The organism is Microcoleus sp. Pol1C5, assembly GCF_036701115.1.
Lineage (GTDB): Bacteria > Cyanobacteriota > Cyanobacteriia > Cyanobacteriales > Microcoleaceae > Microcoleus.
The window spans coordinates 1-24,064 of the sequence record NZ_JAUBQE010000028.1; the positions used below are offsets into that span (position 1 = coordinate 1).

The 24,064-nt window shown below is 45.9% G+C and carries 23 protein-coding genes and 2 riboswitches; of the genes, 17 read left to right on the forward strand and 6 right to left on the reverse strand.

The annotated features are described in order from the left end of the window. The first annotated feature begins 186 nt into the window (after positions 1-186). Positions 187-315, forward strand: coding sequence for a hypothetical protein (locus QUA23_RS16705; RefSeq protein ID WP_333077336.1), 129 nt, complete (start codon positions 187-189; stop codon positions 313-315). Between the two features lie 336 nt (positions 316-651). Here QUA23_RS16705 and QUA23_RS16710 read toward each other — a convergent pair whose 3' ends face one another. Together QUA23_RS16710 and QUA23_RS16715 are read right to left on the reverse strand one after the other, a co-directional pair. After that, the gene (locus QUA23_RS16710; protein ID WP_333077335.1) at positions 652-3,000 is read right to left on the reverse strand and encodes a PhoX family phosphatase; all 2,349 of its coding nucleotides are present in this window, start codon (positions 2,998-3,000) and stop codon (positions 652-654) included. A gap of 181 nt (positions 3,001-3,181) precedes the next feature. Continuing rightward, positions 3,182-3,649 (reverse strand): hypothetical protein, encoded by a 468-nt coding sequence (locus tag QUA23_RS16715; RefSeq protein WP_333077334.1) that lies wholly within the window; start codon positions 3,647-3,649, stop codon positions 3,182-3,184. Between the two features lie 284 nt (positions 3,650-3,933). Here QUA23_RS16715 and folK point away from each other — a divergent pair, with 284 nt between their 5' ends. The 4 genes from folK to QUA23_RS16735 all read left to right on the forward strand — a co-directional run bounded on the left by folK (position 3,934) and on the right by QUA23_RS16735 (position 7,503). Further along, positions 3,934-4,422: a 2-amino-4-hydroxy-6-hydroxymethyldihydropteridine diphosphokinase gene (folK, locus tag QUA23_RS16720; protein ID WP_333077333.1), complete on the forward strand. Its 489-nt coding sequence runs from the start codon at positions 3,934-3,936 to the stop codon at positions 4,420-4,422. A gap of 179 nt (positions 4,423-4,601) precedes the next feature. Beyond that, positions 4,602-5,150 carry an NUDIX hydrolase gene (locus QUA23_RS16725; protein ID WP_333077332.1) on the forward strand — a complete coding sequence of 183 codons (549 nt, stop codon included), beginning with the start codon at positions 4,602-4,604 and terminating at the stop codon, positions 5,148-5,150. Between the two features lie 140 nt (positions 5,151-5,290). Further along, positions 5,291-6,742: an FAD-binding domain-containing protein gene (locus tag QUA23_RS16730; RefSeq protein WP_333077330.1), complete on the forward strand. Its 1,452-nt coding sequence runs from the start codon at positions 5,291-5,293 to the stop codon at positions 6,740-6,742. A gap of 113 nt (positions 6,743-6,855) precedes the next feature. Beyond that, complete coding sequence (locus QUA23_RS16735) at positions 6,856-7,503, forward strand: Uma2 family endonuclease (RefSeq protein WP_333110432.1); 648 nt, start codon at positions 6,856-6,858, stop codon at positions 7,501-7,503. A 102-nt stretch (positions 7,504-7,605) separates the two neighbouring features. Here QUA23_RS16735 and QUA23_RS16740 read toward each other — a convergent pair whose 3' ends face one another. Continuing rightward, positions 7,606-8,055, reverse strand: coding sequence for a hypothetical protein (locus QUA23_RS16740; RefSeq protein ID WP_333077326.1), 450 nt, complete (start codon positions 8,053-8,055; stop codon positions 7,606-7,608). Between the two features lie 97 nt (positions 8,056-8,152). Here QUA23_RS16740 and QUA23_RS16745 point away from each other — a divergent pair, with 97 nt between their 5' ends. The 3 genes from QUA23_RS16745 to QUA23_RS16755 are packed head-to-tail and all read left to right on the forward strand — an operon-like array spanning position 8,153 to position 11,017. After that, a complete protein-coding gene (locus QUA23_RS16745) occupies positions 8,153-8,479 on the forward strand; it encodes a hypothetical protein (protein ID WP_333077325.1) in 327 nt (108 codons plus the stop codon). Between the two features lie 15 nt (positions 8,480-8,494). Continuing rightward, the gene (locus tag QUA23_RS16750; protein WP_333077324.1) at positions 8,495-10,627 is read left to right on the forward strand and encodes a pentapeptide repeat-containing protein; all 2,133 of its coding nucleotides are present in this window, start codon (positions 8,495-8,497) and stop codon (positions 10,625-10,627) included. Positions 10,628-10,684: 57 nt separating this feature from the next. After that, positions 10,685-11,017, forward strand: a complete 333-nt coding sequence (locus tag QUA23_RS16755; protein ID WP_333077323.1) for a DUF2834 domain-containing protein — start codon at positions 10,685-10,687, stop codon at positions 11,015-11,017. Positions 11,018-11,397: 380 nt separating this feature from the next. On the opposite strand, the gene QUA23_RS16760 is transcribed toward QUA23_RS16755, so the two are convergent. Together QUA23_RS16760 and QUA23_RS16765 are read right to left on the reverse strand one after the other, a co-directional pair. Continuing rightward, positions 11,398-12,972 carry an FAD-dependent oxidoreductase gene (locus QUA23_RS16760; RefSeq protein WP_333077321.1) on the reverse strand — a complete coding sequence of 525 codons (1,575 nt, stop codon included), beginning with the start codon at positions 12,970-12,972 and terminating at the stop codon, positions 11,398-11,400. Between the two features lie 248 nt (positions 12,973-13,220). After that, on the reverse strand, positions 13,221-13,961 hold the full coding sequence (locus tag QUA23_RS16765) for a Uma2 family endonuclease (protein WP_333077320.1): 741 nt from the start codon (positions 13,959-13,961) through the stop codon (positions 13,221-13,223). A 174-nt stretch (positions 13,962-14,135) separates the two neighbouring features. Then, positions 14,136-14,282: riboswitch (cobalamin riboswitch) on the forward strand. 61 nt (positions 14,283-14,343) lie between these two features. On the opposite strand from QUA23_RS16765, the gene QUA23_RS16770 reads away from it, so the two are divergent. The 8 genes from QUA23_RS16770 (at position 14,344) to QUA23_RS16805 (ending at position 22,690) form a co-directional block, all read left to right on the forward strand. Continuing rightward, a complete protein-coding gene (locus QUA23_RS16770; protein ID WP_333077341.1) occupies positions 14,344-15,063 on the forward strand; it encodes an energy-coupling factor ABC transporter permease in 720 nt (239 codons plus the stop codon). 3 nt (positions 15,064-15,066) lie between these two features. Next, entirely contained in the window at positions 15,067-15,399 is a 333-nt protein-coding gene (locus QUA23_RS16775; RefSeq protein WP_333077319.1) for an energy-coupling factor ABC transporter substrate-binding protein, read from the forward strand. Continuing rightward, on the forward strand, positions 15,396-16,196 hold the full coding sequence (cbiQ, locus tag QUA23_RS16780; RefSeq protein WP_333077318.1) for a cobalt ECF transporter T component CbiQ: 801 nt from the start codon (positions 15,396-15,398) through the stop codon (positions 16,194-16,196). Before QUA23_RS16775 ends, cbiQ begins: the two co-directional genes overlap by 4 nt. Positions 16,197-16,655: 459 nt before the next feature. Then, positions 16,656-18,068 (forward strand): ABC transporter substrate-binding protein, encoded by a 1,413-nt coding sequence (locus tag QUA23_RS16785; RefSeq protein ID WP_333077317.1) that lies wholly within the window; start codon positions 16,656-16,658, stop codon positions 18,066-18,068. Positions 18,069-18,176: 108 nt separating this feature from the next. After that, a complete protein-coding gene (locus QUA23_RS16790) occupies positions 18,177-19,592 on the forward strand; it encodes an ABC transporter substrate-binding protein (protein WP_333077316.1) in 1,416 nt (471 codons plus the stop codon). A gap of 409 nt (positions 19,593-20,001) precedes the next feature. After that, a riboswitch (cobalamin riboswitch) is annotated at positions 20,002-20,146 on the forward strand. 161 nt (positions 20,147-20,307) lie between these two features. Further along, entirely contained in the window at positions 20,308-20,748 is a 441-nt protein-coding gene (locus QUA23_RS16795) for a hypothetical protein (protein WP_333077315.1), read from the forward strand. A gap of 19 nt (positions 20,749-20,767) precedes the next feature. Continuing rightward, complete coding sequence (locus QUA23_RS16800) at positions 20,768-21,634, forward strand: methyltransferase domain-containing protein (protein ID WP_333041170.1); 867 nt, start codon at positions 20,768-20,770, stop codon at positions 21,632-21,634. A 207-nt stretch (positions 21,635-21,841) separates the two neighbouring features. After that, positions 21,842-22,690, forward strand: coding sequence for an ABC transporter ATP-binding protein (locus QUA23_RS16805; protein WP_333077314.1), 849 nt, complete (start codon positions 21,842-21,844; stop codon positions 22,688-22,690). Positions 22,691-22,845: 155 nt separating this feature from the next. Here the strand turns inward: QUA23_RS16805 and QUA23_RS16810 are convergent, their stop codons facing one another. Next, positions 22,846-23,547, reverse strand: coding sequence for a diacylglycerol/polyprenol kinase family protein (locus tag QUA23_RS16810; RefSeq protein ID WP_445243501.1), 702 nt, complete (start codon positions 23,545-23,547; stop codon positions 22,846-22,848). A 207-nt stretch (positions 23,548-23,754) separates the two neighbouring features. Between QUA23_RS16810 and QUA23_RS16815 the strand changes: the two genes are divergently transcribed. Continuing rightward, a complete protein-coding gene (locus tag QUA23_RS16815; protein WP_333077313.1) occupies positions 23,755-24,036 on the forward strand; it encodes an antibiotic biosynthesis monooxygenase in 282 nt (93 codons plus the stop codon). Positions 24,037-24,064: the final 28 nt, after the last annotated feature.

Below are 24,064 nucleotides of genomic sequence, written 5' to 3' on the forward strand. Positions count from 1 at the left end.
TTATGTTCAAGTAAGCAAATCGAAAATTATTTTGCTCACTGCTGTTACTGTACCTTTTAGTCACGCAAAGTGCTGTAATAGAATAATGTTCCGAATACCACATATCGATGTTGCTGAATTCAGGTATGAATCAGGTGGGAACAGGGACATCCAAGAACTTGAGATAATGAATTACAGCACTTCCTGATGTTTCGGCGCGATAGACAAGGGCAATGGGTTCTCTCCGAGTATGGTTTGGGCGATTCCTTGCAACTTGAATCTGTGAATCTAGGAATTGCGATCGCCGACTTATATCGCCAAGTACAATTTTCTTAAAAATTTCGCGCTCAAGGGATTTGATATTAATTTTCCTAGGGCTTTTTTAAATTATTTGAACGAACGGCGAAGACGAGAAGAGCGCGAATAAAGAACAGTATCTTCTTCCTTCTCTTTCTTCGCGTCCGCGTGCCTCGCGGTTCATTCAATCTTACTCCTGATTCGTAAAAACCAGGTTTCTGGGCCCGGATGCGTAAGTCCTATTTAAACTTAGATGTTGCACCATTCTCAATAAGCTTTTTAGGAACAGGCTTTCCGGCCTGTTCCACAAGAAAATTTACTCTTTGTGGAACAGGCTTTTCGGCCTGTTCTTGAGTATGGTGCAAGATGTGAGATTTAAACAAACTGACCCGTTGGAGTCGATCGCACCCGACGAATTCCAATCACCGATGGCATCGGCGAACGACGCCGATCGTTCTCAATATTACTCGGCCACAAACTGCCGCGAGAAACACTACGAGTTTGATTGAAAACCGCACCGTTCAAATCCAACATTTCTATTTGCCGACTCAGTACAGTACCATCATCGATCGGACAATCTTCCCCCGGATGCTGCACCGCAAGCAACAGCGTATCTCCGATAAAAGTCGGCCCCGTCAGTTCGCATCGGTTGGGCCCGTAAGCAAACGGAATTACTGTTCCTGCATTCGGGCCAGAAGTCGGAATGTAAAACAGAAAATTGTTGCCGAAAACTCCAGTAAACTCTGCCACATTTCCAGTTTTCTTGTGGTCAATCGTCGTTGGCTTTGCAGCCGCACCCACCTCAAAACCGTTGTGCGTGCTAGTAGACATATCAGTGACACCCCAAACATTACCTTGAGTGTCAAAAGCCAAATTGTCTACACTAGCAAATCCCGCCCCAGCTACCGAACCCGCTTCTCCACCTTGAGCCAAACGCTGCCAGCGGAACGTCAAACCTGCACCATCGGGACTGTCTTCAATTATTTTGTACAGTCCTCCAGACTGCTGAGTGCTGTTGACTGTGCTACTGTATTTAGCAACAGTAAAAATGCGAGAATCTGGATAGCCGTCGCTTCCGGGTGCGGCGTCAGTATAAGCAATAAAAACTTCCTTAGTAATAGGATTAACTTCCAAATCTTCCGGGCGCGCCGTCGGAGTGCCACCAATCAAATTAGCAGCTAAAAAAGCATCAACTAAAACCGCACCTTGGCTGCTGTAAAAATTAGCAAGAGTTTTATTGCTATAGCCAGGGAGTGCTGTTGCTTCATTGGTTGTATCTACTACAAAAGAACCGCCGTCTTCGGTTTGAGCAGCAATTCCGGCGCGTTTGGGCAAGCGAGTATTTGCATCTCTTTGAGCTTTGCCAAAAGTTGCTAATTCGGCCTCGCCAATTTTAGAAGGACGCACCGGATTTGTCGGGGTATTTAATGTCAGTGGCAGCCATTTTCCAGTACCGTTGCGGTTATATTGGGCAACGTACAAAACCCCATCTTCAAACAATCGGCTGTTGTTTTTATCTGCAGGATTTGTGACAGTACCGTTGCTGACAAATTTCCAGGTGTGTCCGCCGCGCCGATCGTCCCCCATGTACCCTATTAACTTGCGGCCTGCTTCAGCGCGAATCGCGACGTTTTCGTGGCGGAAACGGCCCAACCATGTGTGCTTCCGGGGGCGGAAACTTGGATCTTGGGGAGCGACTTCTACCATCCAGCCGTATTTTTCGCCGACTAAGCCGAATTCTTCACCGATAGTGCCCTTGGCGTAGCTGGTTTGGCCACCGTTGGGTTTGATGTTTTCCTGAACCCCGACGAAGAATAGTTCGCTACCTTGGAAGTTTTCTTCGGCGGAGAGGATTGTTCCCCAAGGGGTTGTGGCGCCGGAACAGTTGTAAGCTGTACCAATGATGCGGTTGCCGAGTCCGTCGGTGTTGACTTGCGCGAAGACTTGGGTAGCTGCAGGGCCCGTGCCCGTGAGGTACTCGTTATCCCCTTGTCTGGTTCCCCAGGAGGTGACATCTTTGTATTTGTCGGTACGCTGGCTGTTGATTCCGAGGCCCGAAAGTCCGTGAATACGGCGGTTGAGGGGGTCGCCGGCGATCGCCTGAAATCTACCGTTAGACTGTTTGGTGATGCGAACGATCGAACCACCGAGATTGTACAGAAATTCGCCGAGGGTCGCCTGATTCTTTACCGATAAGTCTATACCGAGTACGGCGCGATCGGTGGTTGGAAATGGTGCCAGATCAGACGGCGCTTCCGGCGTCACTTTCGACATCGGAAAGCCTACATACTCGTGGTTAACCCAGAGATAACCGTCGTCATTGCTGTCGCGAAGGCCTACGAAGCCGGTGTAGTCGTTGTTGTAGCCGAAATAGTCTGCCGGATTGGGAAAAACTCGATCGCCCCAGCGGAGAATCACATACCGTTCGTATTCCGGCGGCACAACCACATCGTCAACAATGCTGTAACTCGTTAATTTACTATCCTGTGAGGCAGCCATCACTGTTCCCTGTCCGTTTAAGCCCGTCGGCATAAAGCTGGGCAGTTCTCGATAAATCGGCAGCGGGTGGGGAAGTCTTAACGCAGTGAAAGATAGCGGAACTACAGCTTCGGCCGAGGTGGAATTGATGCCGAATAGTGTTTTAGTTAGTTGAGGGGCAAGCACAGTGGTAGCCGCACTGCTGCCAAAGAAAATTAGCAGTTGTCGGCGAGTTATTTTAGACATAAATTCCTTTTCAAACCAACATCCCTAATCTGATGATTCCGTATGAAACTCTATCACTTTTAAATTAAGGGGAGTTAACCTGAAGGTTAATTAAAGTGGAATTATATTTGGGTTAATAATTGGTTATTGGTTGTTTGTTATTTGTTACCAATGCCCGATGCCCAATGCCCCATGCCCGATTTCAATCATCTCGAAAACCCGGATCATTTTCTCGGGATGTCGATCGACTCGGCGCAGGTACATTAATCACTTGCGAGAACCCAGAATTTGCGGGCGAAGTATTGCCGTCTCTGAATCCCAGCAGCAATTGAGCATCCGCAAAATATCTAGTCCACTGTTCGATTCTCGCATCTTTCTGCCAGTCGCGGCGCGATACTCTCGATCGCAAAACTGGAACTCTTTGTCGGCTGCGATCGGCTGTAATGATGATTGTAACTTCTGTTAATGCCGGATTTGCTTCAAACTCGCGGGCGATCGACTCTTTCGCTAAATCTTCCGCCTGCTGCACTAAACTCGCAAAAGATTGACTTCCGTCCGAATCTAAGGTAAGGTAGCGCTCTTTAGTTTCAGCCAAAGCTATCGATATACTTGCTGTTAAACTAATAATTGCTAGAATGACGGCCGACAATAAGCGTAGGTACAAATTCATTATGTTTCAAACTAAATACTACCACTTGCCAATGATAGTTAATAAAAATTAACCGACCGTTAAGCTTAAATTAAAATAATATTTTTTGTTATCAGAATGCGCCAAAAATGCAGCCATTAGGGGGAATTTTTCGCAAAAATACAACTTGTATGGGCGGATTTAACCCGAAATAGTTTTAGGTATCAAAGGATATCGATAAACGCGCCCCCGCCTTACTCTTCCCTTTTGCCTATTCCCCCTTCCCTCTTCCTTCTTCCTTCTTCCCTCTTCCTTCTTCCCTCTTTATGAAATCAACAAAATGTGCGATCGCCCTCGGTAGCAACTTAGGCGACTCCCTCGCCACACTCAAAAACGCGATCGCAACCCTCAACAACACCCCAGGAATAGCCGTAAAATCTCATTCAAGCTGGTATCAAACCGCCCCCGTTGGGCCGCCGCAACCCGATTACATCAACGCCTGTGCCATCCTAGAAGTGGCACTAGAACCCGAACAATTGCTAGCAACTTTATTAAAAATTGAAATAAAATTTAATCGAATTCGCAGAGAAAAATGGGGGCCAAGAACCCTCGACCTAGATTTGCTGCTGTACGACAATTTAATCCTAGAAACTCCGACACTGACTCTACCTCATCCCCGGATGACCGAAAGAGCTTTTGTATTGGTACCTTTAGCAGAAATTGCCCCGGATTGGGTGCATCCGGTGACGAAAAGTACGATCGTCCAACTCCTGCAAACAGCAGACTGTTCCGGAGTGCAAAAATTGCCCTTGTAAAAATTGAGCAAAATTCACGGATCGTACCAGTAAAAAAAAATGCAACCGTAGGTAAGCTCCAAACAGTGATCGTTATCAGTCATTCCCCATCTAAAATCTACAATCTAAAATCTAAAATCCTATGAGATCGCCTATGATGTCTTAAATCGCTGCCATCAAACATTATTCGCTTGTCGCTTATGTCGATCGGTCAAGAACTACCCCAACTCCTCAAACAACGCCTATTTTACCAAGGGCGCAAATTTAACTTTGACGTAGCCACCCTCCGTCTTCCCAACGGTTCCGAAGGCGAGTGGGAATGTATTCGCCACCCCGGCGGAGCACTTGCAGTTCCCGTCACCCCCGAAGGTAAACTCGTCTTGGTACGCCAATATCGCTTTGCCACAAAAGGGCGAATTTTAGAATTTCCCGCCGGGACAGTTGAAATCAATGAAAGCCCCGCCGAAACTATCAAACGCGAAATCGAAGAAGAAACCGGATATCGCGCCGGAAAATGGCGGAAATTAGGGCAATTTTTTCTCGCCCCCGGTTATTCAGACGAAATCATTTATGCTTTTTTAGCCCAAGATTTGGAAAAACTGGAAAAGCCGCCCGCACAAGACGATGATGAAGACATTGAAACAGTTTTATTCACCCCGGGAGAATTAGAAAAAGCTATCTTAGCTGGGGAACCCATTGATGCGAAATCAATTTCTAGCTTTTTCTTGGCACGTCCCTTTTTGATGTAAATAGGACTGACGAAAAAACCCGGTTTCTTATAAGAATCGTGCATCAAGCCGATAAATCTTAACTTAGAAACCGGGTTTTTGACCCCGCCTGTGTCCAGGACTGTAAAATCTAAAATCTAAAATCTAAAATCTAAAATCGAATGTCCGATCTAATTTTATTTTGGCACCGCCGCGACTTGCGTATTTCTGACAACATTGGACTGGCAGCAGCGCGCCAGCAAAGCCCGAAAGTAGTCGGGATTTTTTGTCTCGATCGCAATATCCTAAATCGGGATGACGTAGCGCCAGCTAGAGTCACCTACATGATCGGCTGCTTGCAAAAACTCTCCGCGCGTTACAGGGAAGCCGGCAGCCAATTGCTGATAATACAAGATGACCCGATTCTAGGAATACCGAGATTAGCAACAGCTATAAATGCTCAAGCAGTATTTTGGAACTGGGATGTAGAACCATACGCAAAACAGCGCGATCAGTCTGTATCAAACGCCCTCCAACAAGCAGGAATTCAAGTTCAAAATTTCTGGGATCAAGTCCTGCACGCCCCAGACGAAATTCGCAGCGGTACAGGGACTCCCTACACAGTTTATACACCATTTTGGAAAAAATGGAACAGTAAATCCAAAGCCCAACCAGTAGAGACACTGCCGATAACTTATCTGGAATTAATGACCGGATTAACCGCCGAAGAACAAGCAATTGCCAACCAAGCAGGTGCAATGGAAACAGTGCCAACAGCCTCTAGTTTGGGATTTATTTGGGAAAACCCATTAGTAATAGAACCCGGAGAAGATGCAGCGCAACAAAAATTAGAAGAATTTTGCGATCGGGCAATTTACGAATATCAAGAACAGCGCAATTTCCCCGCCATTAACGGCACATCCCAACTCAGTGCAGCCCTCAAATTTGGCGCAATTGGCATCCGCACTGTTTGGCAAGCTACCCAGATAGTAATGGACACTTGCCGCAGCGAAGAAGCGTGTACAAGCATCCAAACTTGGCAACAGGAAATAGCGTGGCGGGAATTTTACCAACACGCCATGTATAACTTCCCAGAATTAGCAGACGGCCCCTACCGTCAAGCATTCAAAGACTTTCCTTGGGAGAACGATGAAAAACTCTTTCAAGCTTGGTGTAAAGGCAAAACTGGCTATCCTATTATCGATGCAGCAATGCGGCAGTTAAATCAGACAGGTTGGATGCACAATCGCTGCCGCATGATAGTCGCCAGTTTCCTCACCAAAGATTTAATTATTAACTGGCAGTGGGGTGAAAAATACTTCATGCAAAAATTGATAGATGCCGACCTTTCTGCTAATAACGGCGGCTGGCAGTGGAGTGCATCAAGCGGCATGGACCCGAAACCTTTGCGAATATTCAATCCGGCGAGTCAAGCTCAGAAATTTGACCCGGAAGGCGAATATATTCGGCACTGGGTTCCCGAATTGCGCCGCGTTGATACGAAACTTTTGCTAACAGGAAATATTTCACCTTTAGAACGCCGACTTCTTCATTATCCCTCACCGATTGTAGATCACAACGAGCAGCAGCGCAAGTTTAAGGAACTTTACAACCAGCAAAAAAACGCAGATTAGACTTCTAGATTTTTGGCTACTGTTACCAGTAAATTAAGTTGAGGCGGCGCCGTGTCCACTCAAATTAAAAGATTGTATCAGTTATAATAAACTTAAATAAATCGGAGGTTGAAATGGTAACACTGCAATTAAGGCAAATCAGTGTACCCCCAGGACATAGAGTGCTGTTCAATGATGTCAATTGGCAGGAATTTGAAGCGATTTTAGAAGAGTTGGGAGAACACCGTGGCTCTAGAATAGCTTACAGTCAAGGAACGTTGGAGATTAGGATGCCACTACCAGAACATGAGAAAGCTAAAATCATTATTGGCTATTTAGTGAAAATTCTGTTTGAGGAACTAGAAATTGACTTTGAACCATTTGGCTCGACGACTTTTAAGCGAAAAAGTATGTTACAAGGAATTGAACCTGATGAATGTTTTTACATTCAGAATTACGCTTTAATGATTGGCAAAAAGCGGATCGACTTAACTGTCGATCCGCCGCCTGACTTAGCAATTGAAGTCGATTTAACTTCCAAGACTCAACTGGACGCTTACGAAGCTCTGGGAGTACCTGAAATATGGCGCTATGAAAATAAGAAGCTCCTGATTAATGTGCTTCAAGATGGGAAATATGTTGAATCGGAAATTAGTGCGATTTTTCCCAATTTGCCAATTATTGAAGCTATTTCTCAATATTGCGAACAAAGTCAAACAGCGGGCACGAGTCAAACTCTCAGATTGTTTAGGAAGTTGGTTAAAGACCAAATACAAAATTGATATGAAATCCCTATTCCCCGCACTGGCTGTCAGAACTCCGGCTTATTTACGATCGCAAAAAAGCCATTTTCTGACAGCCAGCCGCCTAATTCCGTTGTATTTTTAATTTCGCTTTTGGGAAATAGAGAGAGAGTAAGGGTGTTGACCTTGAGATCGATCGCCCACAAAAATAACATAAGTCCCCTTGTCCCCATAACCGGAAAATTCTACATTGCCCGCAGCAGCATTCGCCGGCAGCACGCAGAAACGCCCCCTCGGCCCCTGAATCATCAAACTTGGAGCTCCAGCGGTTTGTACTGCAATCCGCCAGTAAGGCAAATCCTGCGTTACTTCGATGACGTGGTTCGGTCCTTGGGAGACAAAACCGCAGTCGCCACTATTGTTCGGGCCGCCGGAAACTCCAGAAACTCGCAGCGGTTCGGGAAATCCCGGAGCAATTTGTAGCGGTTGGCTCCGAAGGGCACCGGCATCCGCTAAAATCATTGCCAAGGCTACGGTCACAATCGGGCTAAACCACAGTTTGCCGCGATCGCCCGGATAATGGATCTTCATGTTTCCTCACACAATGACATTTGGTTATAGTTCTTTGACGGTAGGGGATAATGGCTGTTCCAAACACATTAATCTAAAATAAATTCCGAATTTTTTTATGAATCCTCAAAATAACTTCAATTGGCAGCAAGCGTTCGGAGAACTAAAAGCTAAAGTAGAACGATCGCCGCTCATCACACAAAATTCAGACAGCTATCAAGCCGTCGGAACCTTCTACAATCAATTACTGGACAAGTTTCAAAGACTCCCCAAACCCGGGCAAGTGGCAGCCTTTGCCGTCGGAGCGATAATTGTCCTGACAGTCTTCAATAGCGTCGTACAGCTAATTTCAGCGCTGATGACTCTTGCCGTTCTCGGAGTGCTAATCTACATAGCGTATAAATTGGCAATTTCCCCCCAGTCCTCAAATACTAACGACAAATAATAGGAATTTCTAAATATGGCTAACCCCACCGCGCCCAGCGGCATCAATCAACCCGATCCGTCTTGGCAAACACAATCCAAGCAAATGCCACTGCTGGTTCGCAGGTGCGGCGCTTGGGCAGTGGAAATTTCGTTAATTGCGGCCAGCGCCCTCGTTCCCTTCAGTATCGGGGCATTGGTCAACCAGGAAACTCAAACCGTGCCGCTCAATTCCTCAGTAGCAGCAGCATCCGAAACCGTCGCCCGTACTTTGGGCATACCCGTGCGCGATCGCAGCCCCAGAGTCGCACCCCTAACTAATCTATTATGGTCAGCGGCGCTGCTGGCACCGGCAGTTTTAGCGGGGTGGCAACTGTTTTTGCTTGCCAGAACCGGTCAAACTCTCCCCAAACGCTGGTTCGGCGTCAAAGTTGTCACAGCGTCGGGTACTCCTCCGGGTTTTGGGCCAGTGCTAATTCGCGAAAGTTTGGGGCGCTGGGGAGTGCCTCTGGGCGTCGCTTACGGCATTTGGCGCTTGAGCGGTGCGTTTCCTGATTTGCTGATTTTAGGGGGACTCAGCGGCTTGGCAGTGCTCGCAGACGGCGCTTTTGCATTGCGCTACAAACGCCAATCCGGACACGATCGCCTCGCGAATACTTTGGTGGTCAATGCTCGATCGAATCAACTGTCTGCCGATCCTGTCCCGACTCAAGATTGGACTGAGGAAGACGCGCAAATTGCGGCTTTGGTAGTGACTCCACAAAGCGGCCTGAAAGCAAATGCCAGTTTGTGGAATTGGATGCGCCAACACCCAGGCACAACTTTAGTGATAGTTACCGTCGGCAGCGCGGGATTGATTTTAACTTTGTTTGTCGGCACTCTCATCTACACTCAAAGTCAAGCAAATATGCGGGATTCCCGGCAGCGGAACGACGAATTATTTGTAGCTTTAGTTAGCAAATTGTCTCCCACATCGGCTAGCGGGGCATCCGGCAGGCGATCGGCCATTTTGGCTTTGGGGGCGGTGGAAGACTCCCGCGCCGTACCCCTGCTAGCGGATTTGCTAGCTCAAGAAGACAACCGCGCCATGCTGGACGCGATCCAGCAAGCTTTAGTCAGTAGCGGGCCGAAAGCTTTGCCTGAGTTGCAGCGGTTGAATCAGGCCCTCAGCAACGACCTCGATTCCCTGCGCTTTGGCGGCAAGGCCCCGGAACGCGAGTTAGCAGCCGCCCGCCAGCGAACAGTACAAAGGGCGATCGGCAAAATTCTCACAGTGTATAGCAGCCAGCTCAACGGTGTCGATCTCAGTCGCACGGATTTAGCTCAAAGTCCTGCCGGCCCGTCTCAGTTTACTTTAGTTTTAAACAAAGTTGACTTGTCGGGAATTAAGTTGAGAAATGCCAATTTAACCAATGCCAGCTTGCAGGGAACTCGCTTTTACGGCACCGGCGAAGACAGGCGTCCGGGTACATTTGACGATTGGATTTCTGACTTGAGCGGCGCTAATTTGGAAGGAGTAAATTTGGTCGGGGCGTCTTTGAACAGTGCTATAATGAACCGGACTACTTTTGTGCGCGCTGTCATGAACAAAGCTAATTTGTCAAACGCCAATTTGAATTCAGCTAATTTCAGCAGTGCTATTTTAATTGGAGCCAATTTACAGGAAGCACTGTTAAAAAATGCAAGTTTTACCGGGGCAGATATAGGAAGCGCGAATTTGTCGCAAGCAGATTTGTCGGGTGCGCGTTTGGGCAAAGTGAAGGCTCAAGGTGCTCAGTTGTCCTTGACAAATTTGTCTAAATCGGAATGGCAAGGTGCTGATTTGTCCGGTGCTGATTTGTCCGGTGCAAACTTACAAAATGCCGATTTGACTTCGACTAAACTCACCAACGTGAATTTCAAAGATGCTAGGCTGCAAGATGCGAATTTTCGGAATGCGGAGGTGAGTTCGGTTGATTTTAGGGGCGCGAATTTAGCGGGCGCGAATTTTAAAGGCGCTGTGTTTCTGGGGAAAGCAGCTTCGGATCAATTTATTCAAAATCAGACTGGTAGTAAATCGGGTAGATTCCTAGGAGTTGATTTTGGGGAGGCTAAGAATTTAGATAAAAGTCAAATTGCTTACATTTGTTTGCAGGGGGGGATTCATCCGAAGTGCCCGCAGAAGAAGTAGGGATTGGTTGTTAACGAGTAGGCTAATACAGTTGAGCAACGAACAGGTAGGGTAATTATGAGCGTTAAGCGAATCATTTATCTCCTCCTAGCAATTCTGGGGCTTGTGCTGCCTTGGTACTATAACTTGCAGTTTTTTAGCAATGCTGGCTTGCTAGACTTTGTAAACGAGAGTTCGGCTAATCTTGCTGCGAAATCGGTAAGTTTAGATTTGTTTATCGCAACTGTAGCAGGAAGCACTTGGATGTACGCTGAGTCAAAACGATTGGATATAAGTTTTGTAGGGCTATACATACTTCTGGGTGTGCTTGTTTCGTTTTCATGTGCTTTCCCGCTTTTCTTGTTTGTGCGGGAAACCAAGCTGGAAAAATCAAGCGAAGTCTCAAGTTGAAAAGTTGTTCACCGATTAGTGGCGCGCAGCACAATAATTCGGTGCAGGCGATCGAGGTATTATATAATTTCCGGTAAAATCACCGTTATAGGTTTGTAGTGACGGCGGAAGTGCTCAGAATTTTATGAGGATTAAATTCCTCACTACAAACCAACGTGATTGTTGTCGTTCAATGGGACATAATGTTATATCGTTTCCGGTTGCACGAGCGAGATAATATAGAGGACACGGCGCCGTGTCGAAAGCTGTGGGTAATCTTAATTCCAATGCTACCGGATTTGATACTAATACCAATTTCATTCATTTCTAGCTAAAAACTTTCGTGTAGGGTTTCGTTCCACTGGCAAAACCTACTATTGCATTGTTTATTGAAATGGATATTACGCAATAGCATCCGAACTGGCAAGAGTCTCGAATTGCGCCAATAGCATTGCCTCACCATTATTTGGAGTTCCAAAAATTTTAGGTAACTGACCTGTTTCAGCGAGAACTTGTCTTACTTCTCGGTTAGATACATCGGCTAAATTTTTGTTATTTAGAATAGCATTAACCGCAGCGATACCCACACCTTGACCAACTGCAGCGTTGAATTCCACAATTCTGCCGACAGAACAAGCAAACCCTTCAAATCCAGAACACGGACTTACCACTGCCAGGTTAGGAACGTTTTTAATTAATGCGTGGCGGATGCCAATATTAAAGATAGGGTGTTTAAAACTCAGACTTTTAAACCATCCTAGACGGTTTGCTTTATCGCGAATACCCTGGATACCTCCCCGTACATCAAAATGATAGCTAAATGTTGCCAGGGCTTCATTAGCAGGTACGCCACCTGACAGCATTTGTGCGCCAGTTAAAGGTTCTACAACTCCCGTCACATTGCCGGCGTGTCTGATATAAAGTTCTGAGGCATAAGTAACAGAAGTAGCCCCCAAACTCCTCAGCCAAGTTGTAATAAATAACATCTCTCTTTGCATATTAGCCGTGGGTTTACTCCCGCTTCTGGCTAAGGCTTCCGCTTCGCTGGCGGTGACGGCAAATAAAAGCGCATTCCACGAAAGTCTATTATTTGGAAGTACGGCTATATTTCCCTCATCTAAAATTATGCCACTTTCAGAAAAAGATAGTTTTATTCCTCTAAAGGAGTGGTAAGCTACAGACAGAGCCGGCGAGCGAACATCGATGTAATCGTTGCCCGCCCACAGAGTTTTGAGATTGCCTTTAGTGTCTTTCATTTCCAGCCGGAGTTCTTCGGCTAGTTTGGCATCCTTGTCGGCAGCGTACAGCAAAAATTTTTGACTCTCTGCATCGGCCAGGTTGGTAAAGCGTTTTAGATAAGTATAATCGAATTCTTTCAGTGCTCTTGCACTGAGTCCTTGGGTTTCAAAAACGAGGGTGACTGGAAGTTCTGAGTTAGGCAGACCAAATGTTTCAAATCCCTTCAGCTTTCTCACACCAGCAGCTTGAGCTAATTCGGCATTGACAGTGGCATCAATAAATTGCTTGCCTGCATAAACTACGCCTTGAGAGGTGGTTATACTGGCAATTTTTTGACCTTCTTTACGAACTGATTTAATTTCTACTTTGCTGAGGAGATCTGCCCCAGCTTGTACTAGCATTTCTTTCAGCGCTGCACTGGCTTTGCGGGGGTCAAGTGCAATTGCCTTAACGCCGGATTTTTGCAGGAACTCTTTATAGATTGCCGCCGGTGAACCAAAGGCATCTAACTTTAAAGATTGTTGAAGTTGTTCACTAATCTGACTTCTATCTAAATAAGCAAGACCGCCTCTTACCAAATGCCCGCCAATTCCTTCTTGCAAGCTTGCTTTCGACATCAGTAGAATTCGCGGATAACGCTTTGTTCGGCGAAGATATTCTCTGGAGGCAGAGATAACAGCTAGAACTCCTGGAACTTCATCACCAAAACAGATGATATCGTAAGAACGCAGATCCATGACCATTATTTAATAACCTCTGTTGATTTTCATTTTTTCGAGCTGCATCTCAATGTTTGCCGTCAAACTCTCTGTTTTTTCCAAATCTAGCTGCATCTTTCCTGATTGTTGCGATAAATATTCACACATTCCTAGATGCAGCAACCGGGTTTTTTCCTGAAAATCTTTCGTTGAGGACGATCGATCTCGGTTGCAAAACCCGGTTTCTGAGCGTCTAGAGTCGATCCGTCTGGTACTCTTGATTGCCATCAGGTCAGATTATCAGGATCTATCCCCAACTCCCGCAATCGCTGAGCTAGTCGATCCGAACGTTCAGCCAGTCGATCGGCGCGCTGCGATTCCTGTTGGGCGCGCTGCGATTCCTGTTGGGCGCGCTGCGCTGATTCTTTCACCTGTTCTTCAGGAGTCAGATAACGTTTTCCATCGGCATCATACCAATACAACCACTCCCTTGTCACCCCAGAATAACTTCCCCTTTCAGAACCAATCCCTAAACCAATTTCAGACATCCAAACTGGATTTCCTGGCTGTAATTCATACTTTCCATTGACTAACTTGTGTACTTCTAAACGGGGTTTACGACGGCGGCGGGAAGAATAAATGACGTAATAAAGTACGCCTAAAGCTTGATATTCCTCCAACTTGGTGCTGTATTCCTTGCGATAAGTTGGGGAAACTACTTCCAGAACAAAAGTCGGCAGAACATTTTCATCCCACAGCACGTAACTGGGACGCAATTCTTCATCATAAAACCTTTCTACACCTAAACTCAAGAAAGCATCGGGTACAATGGCAGGTTTATCCGGGTGATGATAAATACCCATATCTATGCCAAAAAACCAGTCCATGCGTTCTGCCCAAAGTATGAGCAATATTGCTTTTAACAAGCCTGGTATTACTTCTTGCAGTTCGTTATCCACAGGCGTTTCATCTGAGTCTGGTAGTTCGTCGGCTGAGGGCCAGTGCCTCGGAAATTTGTAATCTAACATGGCGGCTTTCCTCAAAACTCATTAATATTATACCGTTGATTTGTTGAGCGATAGTATTTATTGAACGAACCGCGAAGACGCGGAGGAAAAGAAGAGAAGATGATAGATAATTTTGAATTAGTTAATCTGAATGAATTTTTGTAAAATATTTGCTGAGACTTACGCGATCGACTAAACTATTTCTAACCAGTCGGTTCTAATGGGGAGCAGCCGTTAGAGGAAACGGGGAAAGTTCGGTGCAAGTCCGGCGCTGTCCCGCAACTGTAATGAGAGTCATGTCGCTTTCTGAGTCAGGATGCCCGCCGATGTGTTAGTTTACATAGTCTCATCTGCGAGGTTCAGTGTGAAGGCCAGAAATCGGAAATTGGTCAGCTTGGGATTGATGGCTGGCTTGAGTTGTTATATTGTCCTAGGTTCGGCAACGCCCGCCGCAGCTATGCACATTTCGGAAGGTTTTTTGCCGGTGCAATGGGCTGCGTTTTGGTGGATGGTGGCGTTGCCTTTTTTTGCAGTAGGTTTGCGTTCAATTACTCGCATTACAAAAGAACACCCGGAACTTAAACTATTGCTGGCTTTGGCGGGTGCGTTTACTTTTGTGCTTTCTGCTTTAAAAATTCCCTCGGTAACGGGCAGTTGTTCTCACCCGACGGGTACCGGTTTGGGGGCAATTTTGTTCGGCCCTTCGGTGATGGCTGTACTGGGGGCTTTAGTTCTGCTGTTTCAAACGTTACTGTTAGCGCATGGTGGCTTGACAACGCTGGGAGCGAATATGTTTTCGATGGCAATTGTCGGCCCTTTCGCTGCGTATTTTATCTATCAATTGCTGTTGCGAACTGGCAGCCAGCGGGTGGCAATTTTTTGTGCGGCAGCTTTGGCAGATTTACTGACTTATGTGGCGACTTCGATTCAATTAGCGTTAGCTTTTCCGGCAGCCAGCGGCGGTTTGATCGCTTCGTTTTTAAAGTTTGCGGGCATCTTTGCTATCACTCAAGTACCCCTAGCTATCAGTGAGGGATTGCTGACTCTATTGGTCTGGAATTGGCTGCATTCTTACGGGAAGCCGGAGTTGGAAACTTTGAAATTATTGAGACAGGAGTCATAAGCCGTGAATCAAAAACCTACAAAAAATCACCAATCTACTTCGCGGCAAAATTGGCTTTTGGCTGGTGCTGTGATTGTTCTGGCAGCGTTTCCTCTCGTCTTTGTGCGGGGTGAATATGGCGGTTCCGATGACCAAGCTAAGAAAGCAATTACCGAAATTAAACCGGGTTATAAACCTTGGTTCAATCACTTGTTTGAGCCGGCTAGCAGCGAAATTTCAAGTCTATTGTTTGCGTCTCAAGCGGCGATGGGGGCGGGCGTAGTTGGGTACGTCATTGGGTTGTATAAAGGCCGATCGCAATCTCGGCAGCAGTCTGATAATAAATCGTCGGAATGAACCATCAGATTGATAGTCTGGCTTATACAAATCGCTTGCGGGGGTTGCCGCCATCTCACAAGTTATCCTTTGCGATCGCCCTTTTAATTCTGTCTCTCGTTTCTGGGGCGATCGTCCAATTGTCGATCGCCCTGTGGTTGGCCGTCTGGATCGTCGTCTATGCGGGTATTCCGGGGAAACTGTATTTGCGGTTGCTGTCGCTGCCGTTGATGTTTTTGCTGACAAGTTTGCCTGCTTTGGCGCTGGGTGCGGTTGCGGGCGATCGTATCCCCGCGATTCAGTGGGATATTTGGCAAGGTTGGGGCATTAGCATCGGCACTTTTTATATGTATGTGAGCCGCACGGGGATATACCAAGTGAGCTTGCTATTTGCCCGCGCCTTTGCCTCGACAAGCTGTATGTATTTCATTCTCTTGACGGTTCCATTTACCGAAATCTTGCAGATTCTCAGACAATTACGCTGTCCAGAGTTAGTCACAGAACTGCTATTACTAATGTATCGGTTTATTTTTAGCTTATTGGCGATCGCCGATGAACTTTGGATCGCCCAAAACTCCCGCTGTGGCTACCGCACTTGGAAGCGGGGAATGCACAGTTTAAGCATTTTAATCGGGCAATTGCTTCAGCGAACTTTGGAAAACTACCGTCAAGTTTCGTTGAGTTTAGTGTCGCGCGGCTTTAATGGAGAATTGCGCGTTTGGAATTCTTACCCTTATAAACCTTCGCGAAGATATACATTTGAAGCTTTGTTTGGTTACACGGTTTTAAGTTTGTTAAGTGTCGTATTCCAACGCTAAATTTATTTTTAGTCCTGGACAATGGGGGCCCAGAAACCGGGTTTTTTGACCGAATCTATGAACTATAACGTGTCTTTTCATAAAAAACCCGGTTTCTTTGGTCGGAGTGGGTAAGTCCTGCATTATATTCACGATTAGTGGCGGTGGCGGTGGCGGTGGTTAATATCAACGAGACTTACGCATCACAAGCAAAGAAACCGGGTTTTTACTGAATCTGCGGGTTGTAACCAAGTATTCTCGCAAAAAACCCGGTTTCTGAGCACCCGCGTCTCCAGGAATATTGTTGATGATTCTCGTATTCTCGTTAGTTTAGCGGGCCGGATTTGCATAAGGGCGATCGCACTTCCTGCAACAGCTATTACAAATATGACTTTTATGAACTTAATTAATGAATTATATGAATTGACGTGAACAGTAGTTGAATGAATAATTACAGTATCAAAATACCGAGAAAAAATCATGTATCAAGATACTAACAAAAAAAACAGCCTGCCGCCCATTGTTTTTATTATTGCCATCGGCTTAATTGGGTTTGGCGCATACAAATTCCTTCCCGGCTTATTGAAAGCCAAAATTTCAAATACACCTACATCTACCTCTACATCGACAACGATCACGCCTGGAGCGATCGGCAATCGCATCAGTTTTGGAAATCAAATATTGGTAGCCTCCCAAACAACAGCAGCCAAACAAGCAGGAGTTCAAGCTTTTGCTGAGGGAAATTACCAAGCTGCCGCCGCATCTTTTGAGAAATCGCTGCAACAAAATCGCAACGACCCGGAAACCATTATCTATTTGAATAATGCCAGAGCCAGCAATGGTTCTTACTTGAAAATTGCTGTCAGCGTCCCCATTGGTAGCAACCCCAATGTCGCCCAAGAAATCCTCCGGGGTGTCGCCCAAGCTCAGGATGAAATCAATACTAGCGGTGGCATCAATGGCGCAAAACTGCAAGTAGAAATTGTCAACGATGACAACAGTCAAGAGGTCGTCAGAGAAGTTGCAAGGACATTAACAAAAGATCCGAGTATACTAGCCGTAATTGGACACAATGCTAGCAACGCATCTCTCGAAGCTGCTCCGATCTATCAGCAAGAAAAACTGGTAATGGTTACACCGACGAGCTTTGCCAATAATCTATCAGGATTTGGCAGCTACATCTTTCGGACAGTACCCAATATTAGCTTAATGGCTGCTCCCTTAGCAGAATATGTAGTTAGAACAGAACGCACAACTAATATTGCCGTTTGTTATGACTCCCAAGCCCCGGATAACATATCATTTAAAGATGAATTTGTGGCATCTCTTACTGCTGCTGGCGGCAAATTAGTTCCCACTATTTGCGACTTTTCGTTACCCTCTTTTAATCCCGACAAAGCCCTTGCCGATGCTGTCAGCAAAGGTGCACAAGGATTGATGGTAGCGCCCCACATCGATCGCATTGACCGTGCCATTTCTCTGGCTCGCATCAATCGAGGCAAATTGCCACTCTACGGCAGCACTACGCTCTACACCTTTCAAACTTTAAAAGACGGACAAAGCGACGTTGACGGGCTTGTTTTGCCCGTTCCCTGGCATCCTGAAACTAATCCCGGTAGCCGTTTCCCAGAAAATGCCCGCCAGCGTTGGGGAGGAATTGTGAATTGGCGAACAGCAACGAGTTTTGACGCGACTCAAGTTGTGATCGCTGGCTTGCGGCAAAGCAATACGCGGGAAGGATTGCAACAAGCACTCAGAAATGCGAGTTTTTCGACAGCAGGATCGAGCGAGGATGTGAAGTTTTTGCCCACGGGCGATCGGGCTGGTAAGCCGATTTTAGTACAAGTTAAACAAGGAGGAAGCACTGGCTATAACTTTGTCCCGCTGCGGTAAGTTTGCTTTCGTGCGATCAAACTAATTATTCTTGTTGCCAGGCTCTGCCAGGGAATGCGTACCCGGAGGAAGAGCCTCCAAACAATATCAAAATAAGGAGAACAAATCATGTATCAAGATACTAACAAAAGAAAAAGTCCGCCACCCATTGTTTTTATAATTATTTTCGGCTTAATTGGGTTTGGCGCATACAAGTTACTTCCCGGTTTATTCGCATCCAAAAGTTCAGATACACCTACATCGGGAACGAGTCGATCGGGATCGAGTCCATCGGGTGCGATCGCAACTCGCATGAGTTTAGGAAATCAGATATTGCTGACATCGCAAACCACAGCCGAAAAGCAAGCAGGCGTTACAGCTTTTGCCAAAGGAGATTACAAAGAAGCTGTTCAAAAGTTTCAGGCTTCGCTGCAACAAAATCGCAACGATCCGGAAACGGTAATCTATTTGAATAATGCGAGAGTAAGCGATCGCAATTCTCTGAAAATTGCCGTCAGCGTGCCGAGCGGCAGCAACCCCAACATCGCCCAAGAAATCCTCCGAGGTGTCGCCCAAGCTCAAGATGAAATCAACACTAGGGGAGGAATTAACGGTGCCGGTTTGCAAGTTGAAATTGTCAATGACAACAACCGTCCAGAAGTTGCACGAGAAGTTGCAGCAGCATTAGCAAATGAGCCGAAAATTCTAGCAGTAATCGGACACAATGACAGCACTGCGTCTTTAGCTGCCGCTCCAATTTATCAGGAAAAGAAACTGGTGATGATCACACCTACTAGCAGTACGAATAATTTGTCAGGTTTGGGCAGCTATATTTTTCGGACAGTCCCCAATAGTCGATCGATGACTGCTCCTTTAGCAGAGTATATCGTCAAACAAGTCGGCAAAAGCAATATTGCCTTCTGCTACGACTCTCAAGCTGCTGGCAAAGCTTCGTTTAAGGATGAATTTATTGCCTCTCTTTCAGCATCAGGTGGCAGATTAGTTCCTATTGTCTGCGACTTGTCAGCGCCGACATTTAATCCTAACACTGCGATCGCGGATGCTGTTAGCCAAGGTGCACAAGGATTGATGGTAGCATCCCACGTAGAGCGCATCGATCGCGCGATCGATCTAGCCCGTGCAAATCAAGGCAAATTAGCGCTTTACAGCAGTTCAACTCTTTACACCTTTCAAACGCTAAAAGACGGGCAAAAGGACGTTGACGGGCTTGTTTTGCCCGTTCCCTGGCATCCTGAAGCTAATCCCAACAATCCATTTCCTAAAAATGCCAGTCAGCGCTGGGGAGGAGTAGTAAATTGGCGAACCGCAACGAGTTTTGACGCGACTCAAGCTGTCATCGCTGGCTTGGGGCAAAGCAATACGCGGGAAGGGTTGCAACAAGCACTCAGAAATCCGAATTTCTCGGCAGCAGGATCGAGCGAGGATGTGAAGTTTTTGCCCACGGGCGATCGGGCTGGTAAGCCGATTTTAGTACAAGTTAAACAAGGAGGAAGCACTGGCTATAACTTTGTCCCGCTGCGGTAACTTTGTTAAGTGCGATCGGGCAGGATGCCCACTTCACCATCAAATTAACTCTTTTTGGAACAGGCATCTTGCCTGTTTTTTAGCATGAATAAAATCAAAATTTATGTTTAACTAACATGATATTTAAGCAACAATGAAATGGGTAAATTAAAGGAGAGCGTTGTATACGATCGCGCCAGTTGAAACCATAACCTACACGGCTGAAAAATATCTATAAGCTGAAGTAAATTCTCAGGATCGGCATGAATTTCTCAATGGCAAAATTGTTCGGATGACTGGCGACACACCCCATCACAATATAGACTTGAAAAGGAAGTCTTGGCTCGACAGGAGGCCTAACCCCTACTCCCTACAAGAATTGTTGCAGATGTCCGATCGCTTTTTTGTCAAATATCCCAAATAGTGGTAATATCCCCGTATATCAATCGGCTCTGATGGAGAACAGCCATCAGACGCAAGGGGGAAAGTTCGGTGCGAATCCGGCGCTGTCCCGCAACTGTAATGAGATTATTGCCTCTCTGAGTCAGGATGCCCGCCGATTTGTTTACCTGTTGTTTTTCATCTGCGAGGTATGGATGATGGTGAGTTTATTATTTTTTTTATTATTGGATTGGGTTTTTTTAACCGCAGATATCAGCAAATAAACACAGATGAACGCTGATGTAATTTGATCGGGGTTCTGAAGCGTATTTTATTTTAATGGAAATGAAAACAAATGCGAATCGAAGATAGTGTTTGGCAGGGTAGTTTTGGCTACTGGCAAAACTTGTTTATTCATCAGAATATTTTGTCGATCGGACATACTGCTTGGAATGGCTTTTTGCATCGAGGACGAGGCTTGGTTGCTTGCAAAATCAATACTCCCATTAACGGCTCGGTGAATTGGAGCGTAGATACTATAAAGTACGATCTGCAATTTATTTCCGACTTGGAGGCAACCATTTATTTGCAACAACTAGAAATAGAGCAAAATACTGTTTCAAATCTGCTCCAAATCATTGGTAGCTACGAACCCAAGGAAGCAATTATATTTTTGTCGCTCGCCAACGCTCAGATTGATATCAATTTGTTGCAAAACTTGGCAATTTCTCCTGTTGAGTGCTATGAACAAGTATGCAAGCGCTGGGAAGAATTTCAACTCTGCCCGAAATCCTAAAACTTACTAAATTTTCCGAATGTCGCAGCCAAAATCCATCGAAATTTCCAAAGTAACTCGCTACCAAAATGCAGCGCTTAATTACTATTTGGGCCTGACAGATTCGCCCTACCTTCACTACGGCTATTGGGAAACCCTACCTGTGCCCGCTGACGAACTAACGATCGCACGATTGCGCCTGGCTCAGCAAGCTTATACTGTAAAACTGTTAGATGCGATCCCCAAAGGCACTCATACGATACTGGATGTGGGCTGCGGGATTGGCGGAAATGCGGCTTATTTGCTCGATCGAGGTTTTGCAGTGGAAGGGCTCGCACCCGATCCGTTTCAACAGCAGCGCTTTCTTAAGTGTACGGGCGATCGGGCAATCTTCCACCTCACGAGGTTTGAAGACTTCAAAGCAACCCATTTCTACGATCTTATTCTCTTTAGCGAAAGTAGCCAGTATATGTCGGCTGTTGATATTGCTAACGGTGCCGCCAAAATCCTCAATCAGGGTGGCTACGTGCTGCTGGCCGATATGCTGCGATCTGATGCTAATTATAAAGAGGGAATGTTCTCTAATTGTCATGTTGTTACGGAACTTCATGCAGCATTAAAGCAGGCTGGATTCACTTTAGTAAAAAGTGAGGATATTTCCGCCCATATTTTGCCGACTATCGATTTGTATGTCGATACTTTCCGCCGATATGGACTGAATACAATGATCTATGTTGCCGATTTGATTGCGATAACAGTTCCGCCAGTCCACAAATTCCTGCGCTGGATATTTCGCCGCTGGTTCAAGAAGTTGGTGGTTGAAGGATTGGAAGCGGGCAAACTTTTTGAGCAACATCTCTGTTATGAAATGCAACTTTGGCAGTTGTCAAAATCAGATCGAGGCTGACACAAATATAGCAATCCTAAATCATTTGTGAATTTCTTACTCCCTCCTTATCAAGGGGAGGGTTGGGGTGGGGTAAAAAGTTGACGACTGCTGCAAGGATTGCTATACAATAAAAATCGGTAATCGGTAATTGGAGGCCGAGCCTCCGGGTATTTATTCCCAGGCAGAGCCTGGGAACAAGGCTATAAAAAATAAAAAATAACGAATATGTCTGAATGGATTCTCGAATTCGCTGGCACTTCCTACTCCTATCCCTGCGGTTCGCGAGTGGCAATTCAGGGTTTAAATCTAAAAGTCCCCGCTGGGAAACGGTGCGGGCTAATCGGTCAAAATGGTTGTGGCAAAACTACCTTTTTTCTCTTAGCAAATGGCTTATATCAACCGCAACAGGGAATCATTAGCTGGCAAGGTGAACCCTTTCGCTACGATCGCAAATCTTTGATGCAACTGCGCCAACAAATCGGACTCGTCTTTCAAAATCCCGAACATCAATTAGTAGCTTCGACGGTAGAAGAAGATATTTCCTATGGATTGTACAATTTAGGCTTAAGAGAATCCGAAATTGCTCAACAGGTGCAGCAAGCGATCGAGCAATTCGATCTAAGCGAACTCGCCCGCGAACCAATTCACAATCTCAGTTTGGGCCAGAAAAAGCGGGTTTCCATAGCCGATATCATGGTTCTCAAGCCCAAACTACTCCTGCTAGATGAACCTACCGCTTATCTCGACCCGCGTCACACCCGACAACTGATCGGTTTACTTCAACAAATTCACAGCGCCGGAACCACCATTCTTTTAGCAAGTCACGACCTCGATTTCATCTACCGCTGGGCTGATTGGGTGTTTGTAATGGATCGGGGAAAACTGATTTTAGAAGGAACACCGGAAACCGTTTTTGCTCAGCGAGATGTCTTGGAACAATTGCAGCTTGGCGTACCGCTGGCGATCGAGCTTATGGAGCAAATCAGGGCGATGTTTCCAACAGACGATCGCTCAAAAATCCCTGCTTTCGAGCAATGGCAACAACAAATTTTACAAGCACGTCGGCTGCTTTAACGAGACTTAGACAATTGATAATTGGCGTTGCTGATTCACGGGATTCATCACCTGTGATGGGAAGTTACAAAACTCACCCGACTTCGTTTATAGCAATTGGGAAATCTTGAATTCATACCTGTATCCAGCAACGTGCCCGTGGGGGTAAGTTCAGATTACACATTACAAATTATCAAAAATTGATTTAGGAAAAAGGCGATCGCCCCACTGCCGATGGGTACGGTCAGATTGTCAATTCCCAGCTTGGAAACCGACTCCAAAGTAGCAGCAGCCAAAGCTACAACAGCAGACACAGCCCAAGTTTGCCAAATATTGCCTTGAACCGCCAGCAAAATCAAACTGCTAACAGCAAAACTCACCAAATACATAGTTGCAGAACCTTCCCAACTCTTCTGGATTCCCCAAACTCGATAAATATGTTTGCCGTATTTCTGGCCGATGACAGCAGCCAATCCGTCGCCCCAAGCCATGACTAAAATGCCCAAAGCAGCGTACTCCTGATGCTGTAGCGGCCAAAACCAAGCTACGAGAACGCTGATACTAACAGCATAGAAAAAAGTCCCCAAACTCTTGCGGTTGATACTGTTAAGACTGGGCAAAATCGGAACTTGGTAAGAAATTAGGGCGATCGCACCTGCTAAAACCCCCGCCGAAATCCCCACCCAACCGGGTATTTCCAGCCACCAAGCCAGCAAAATCACGTTCCCAGTACCGATGTGAACCACCTTCCGCGATACCTCAGCATCTACAGAAGTAAAGCGATTTAAGCCCTCAGCTACCAGTAAAATCAAACCCAACCAGACTCCCACGAGGGAAATTTGCAACCACACAGTCGGAATTTCAGAAAATATAGACACGATATTTAGGAAAAACTTATTTACATCAGGCACTCTTTACTACTTTAAACGTAAAGCGCGATCGCTCTGTTCGGTGTTGGGAGGATTTTCAACTGTCGCTACGGTATAATTTACTCGCTCTCCTGTGGTCGGTTTTGGAGACAAGGTGAGTTAGTCTAATAAAATTATTCGTTTGAAGTTTTGAGAGGCTCAGAGAATCTGATTACTATGCAGTATGTCTTAATTATTCATGAAGTAGAAAATTATGAAGCTTGGAAACAGGTATTCGATCGTGCTGAAAGCATCCGAAAAGAAGCTGGCGAGCGATCCTATCAGGTCTTGAAGTATCACAACGATCCGAACAAAATTGTTCATTTCTCCGCGTGGACATCAATCGCAGATGCTAGGGCGTTTTTTGAGTCGCCTAGACTGGTTAAAATTAGAGAAGAAGCCGGAGTTAAAGCTCCTGAGTTTATTTATCTAGACCAATTAGAGTCAGGAGTATTGTGAAAGACCTATTTGTATAATGTAAGTTGTT

Bases quoted from the DNA above. Each gene is read 5' to 3' on its own strand.
- QUA23_RS16755 (WP_333077323.1), top strand. From the start codon at position 10,685: ATGAGCGTTAAGCGAATCATTTATCTCCTCCTAGCAATTCTGGGGCTT.
- QUA23_RS16765 (WP_333077320.1), bottom strand. From the start codon at position 13,961: ATGTTAGATTACAAATTTCCGAGGCACTGGCCCTCAGCCGACGAACTA.
- QUA23_RS16790 (WP_333077316.1), top strand. From the start codon at position 18,177: ATGTATCAAGATACTAACAAAAGAAAAAGTCCGCCACCCATTGTTTTT.
- QUA23_RS16815 (WP_333077313.1), top strand. From the start codon at position 23,755: ATGCAGTATGTCTTAATTATTCATGAAGTAGAAAATTATGAAGCTTGG.
- QUA23_RS16805 (WP_333077314.1), top strand. From the start codon at position 21,842: ATGTCTGAATGGATTCTCGAATTCGCTGGCACTTCCTACTCCTATCCC.
- QUA23_RS16750 (WP_333077324.1), top strand. From the start codon at position 8,495: ATGGCTAACCCCACCGCGCCCAGCGGCATCAATCAACCCGATCCGTCT.
- folK (WP_333077333.1), top strand. From the start codon at position 3,934: ATGAAATCAACAAAATGTGCGATCGCCCTCGGTAGCAACTTAGGCGAC.
- QUA23_RS16725 (WP_333077332.1), top strand. From the start codon at position 4,602: ATGTCGATCGGTCAAGAACTACCCCAACTCCTCAAACAACGCCTATTT.
- QUA23_RS16760 (WP_333077321.1), bottom strand. From the start codon at position 12,972: ATGGATCTGCGTTCTTACGATATCATCTGTTTTGGTGATGAAGTTCCA.
- QUA23_RS16795 (WP_333077315.1), top strand. From the start codon at position 20,308: ATGCGAATCGAAGATAGTGTTTGGCAGGGTAGTTTTGGCTACTGGCAA.
- QUA23_RS16715 (WP_333077334.1), bottom strand. From the start codon at position 3,649: ATGAATTTGTACCTACGCTTATTGTCGGCCGTCATTCTAGCAATTATT.
- cbiQ (WP_333077318.1), top strand. From the start codon at position 15,396: ATGAACCATCAGATTGATAGTCTGGCTTATACAAATCGCTTGCGGGGG.
- QUA23_RS16740 (WP_333077326.1), bottom strand. From the start codon at position 8,055: ATGAAGATCCATTATCCGGGCGATCGCGGCAAACTGTGGTTTAGCCCG.
- QUA23_RS16710 (WP_333077335.1), bottom strand. From the start codon at position 3,000: ATGTCTAAAATAACTCGCCGACAACTGCTAATTTTCTTTGGCAGCAGT.
- QUA23_RS16735 (WP_333110432.1), top strand. From the start codon at position 6,856: ATGGTAACACTGCAATTAAGGCAAATCAGTGTACCCCCAGGACATAGA.
- QUA23_RS16800 (WP_333041170.1), top strand. From the start codon at position 20,768: ATGTCGCAGCCAAAATCCATCGAAATTTCCAAAGTAACTCGCTACCAA.
- QUA23_RS16770 (WP_333077341.1), top strand. From the start codon at position 14,344: ATGGCTGGCTTGAGTTGTTATATTGTCCTAGGTTCGGCAACGCCCGCC.
- QUA23_RS16745 (WP_333077325.1), top strand. From the start codon at position 8,153: ATGAATCCTCAAAATAACTTCAATTGGCAGCAAGCGTTCGGAGAACTA.
- QUA23_RS16785 (WP_333077317.1), top strand. From the start codon at position 16,656: ATGTATCAAGATACTAACAAAAAAAACAGCCTGCCGCCCATTGTTTTT.
- QUA23_RS16730 (WP_333077330.1), top strand. From the start codon at position 5,291: ATGTCCGATCTAATTTTATTTTGGCACCGCCGCGACTTGCGTATTTCT.
- QUA23_RS16705 (WP_333077336.1), top strand. From the start codon at position 187: ATGTTTCGGCGCGATAGACAAGGGCAATGGGTTCTCTCCGAGTATGGT.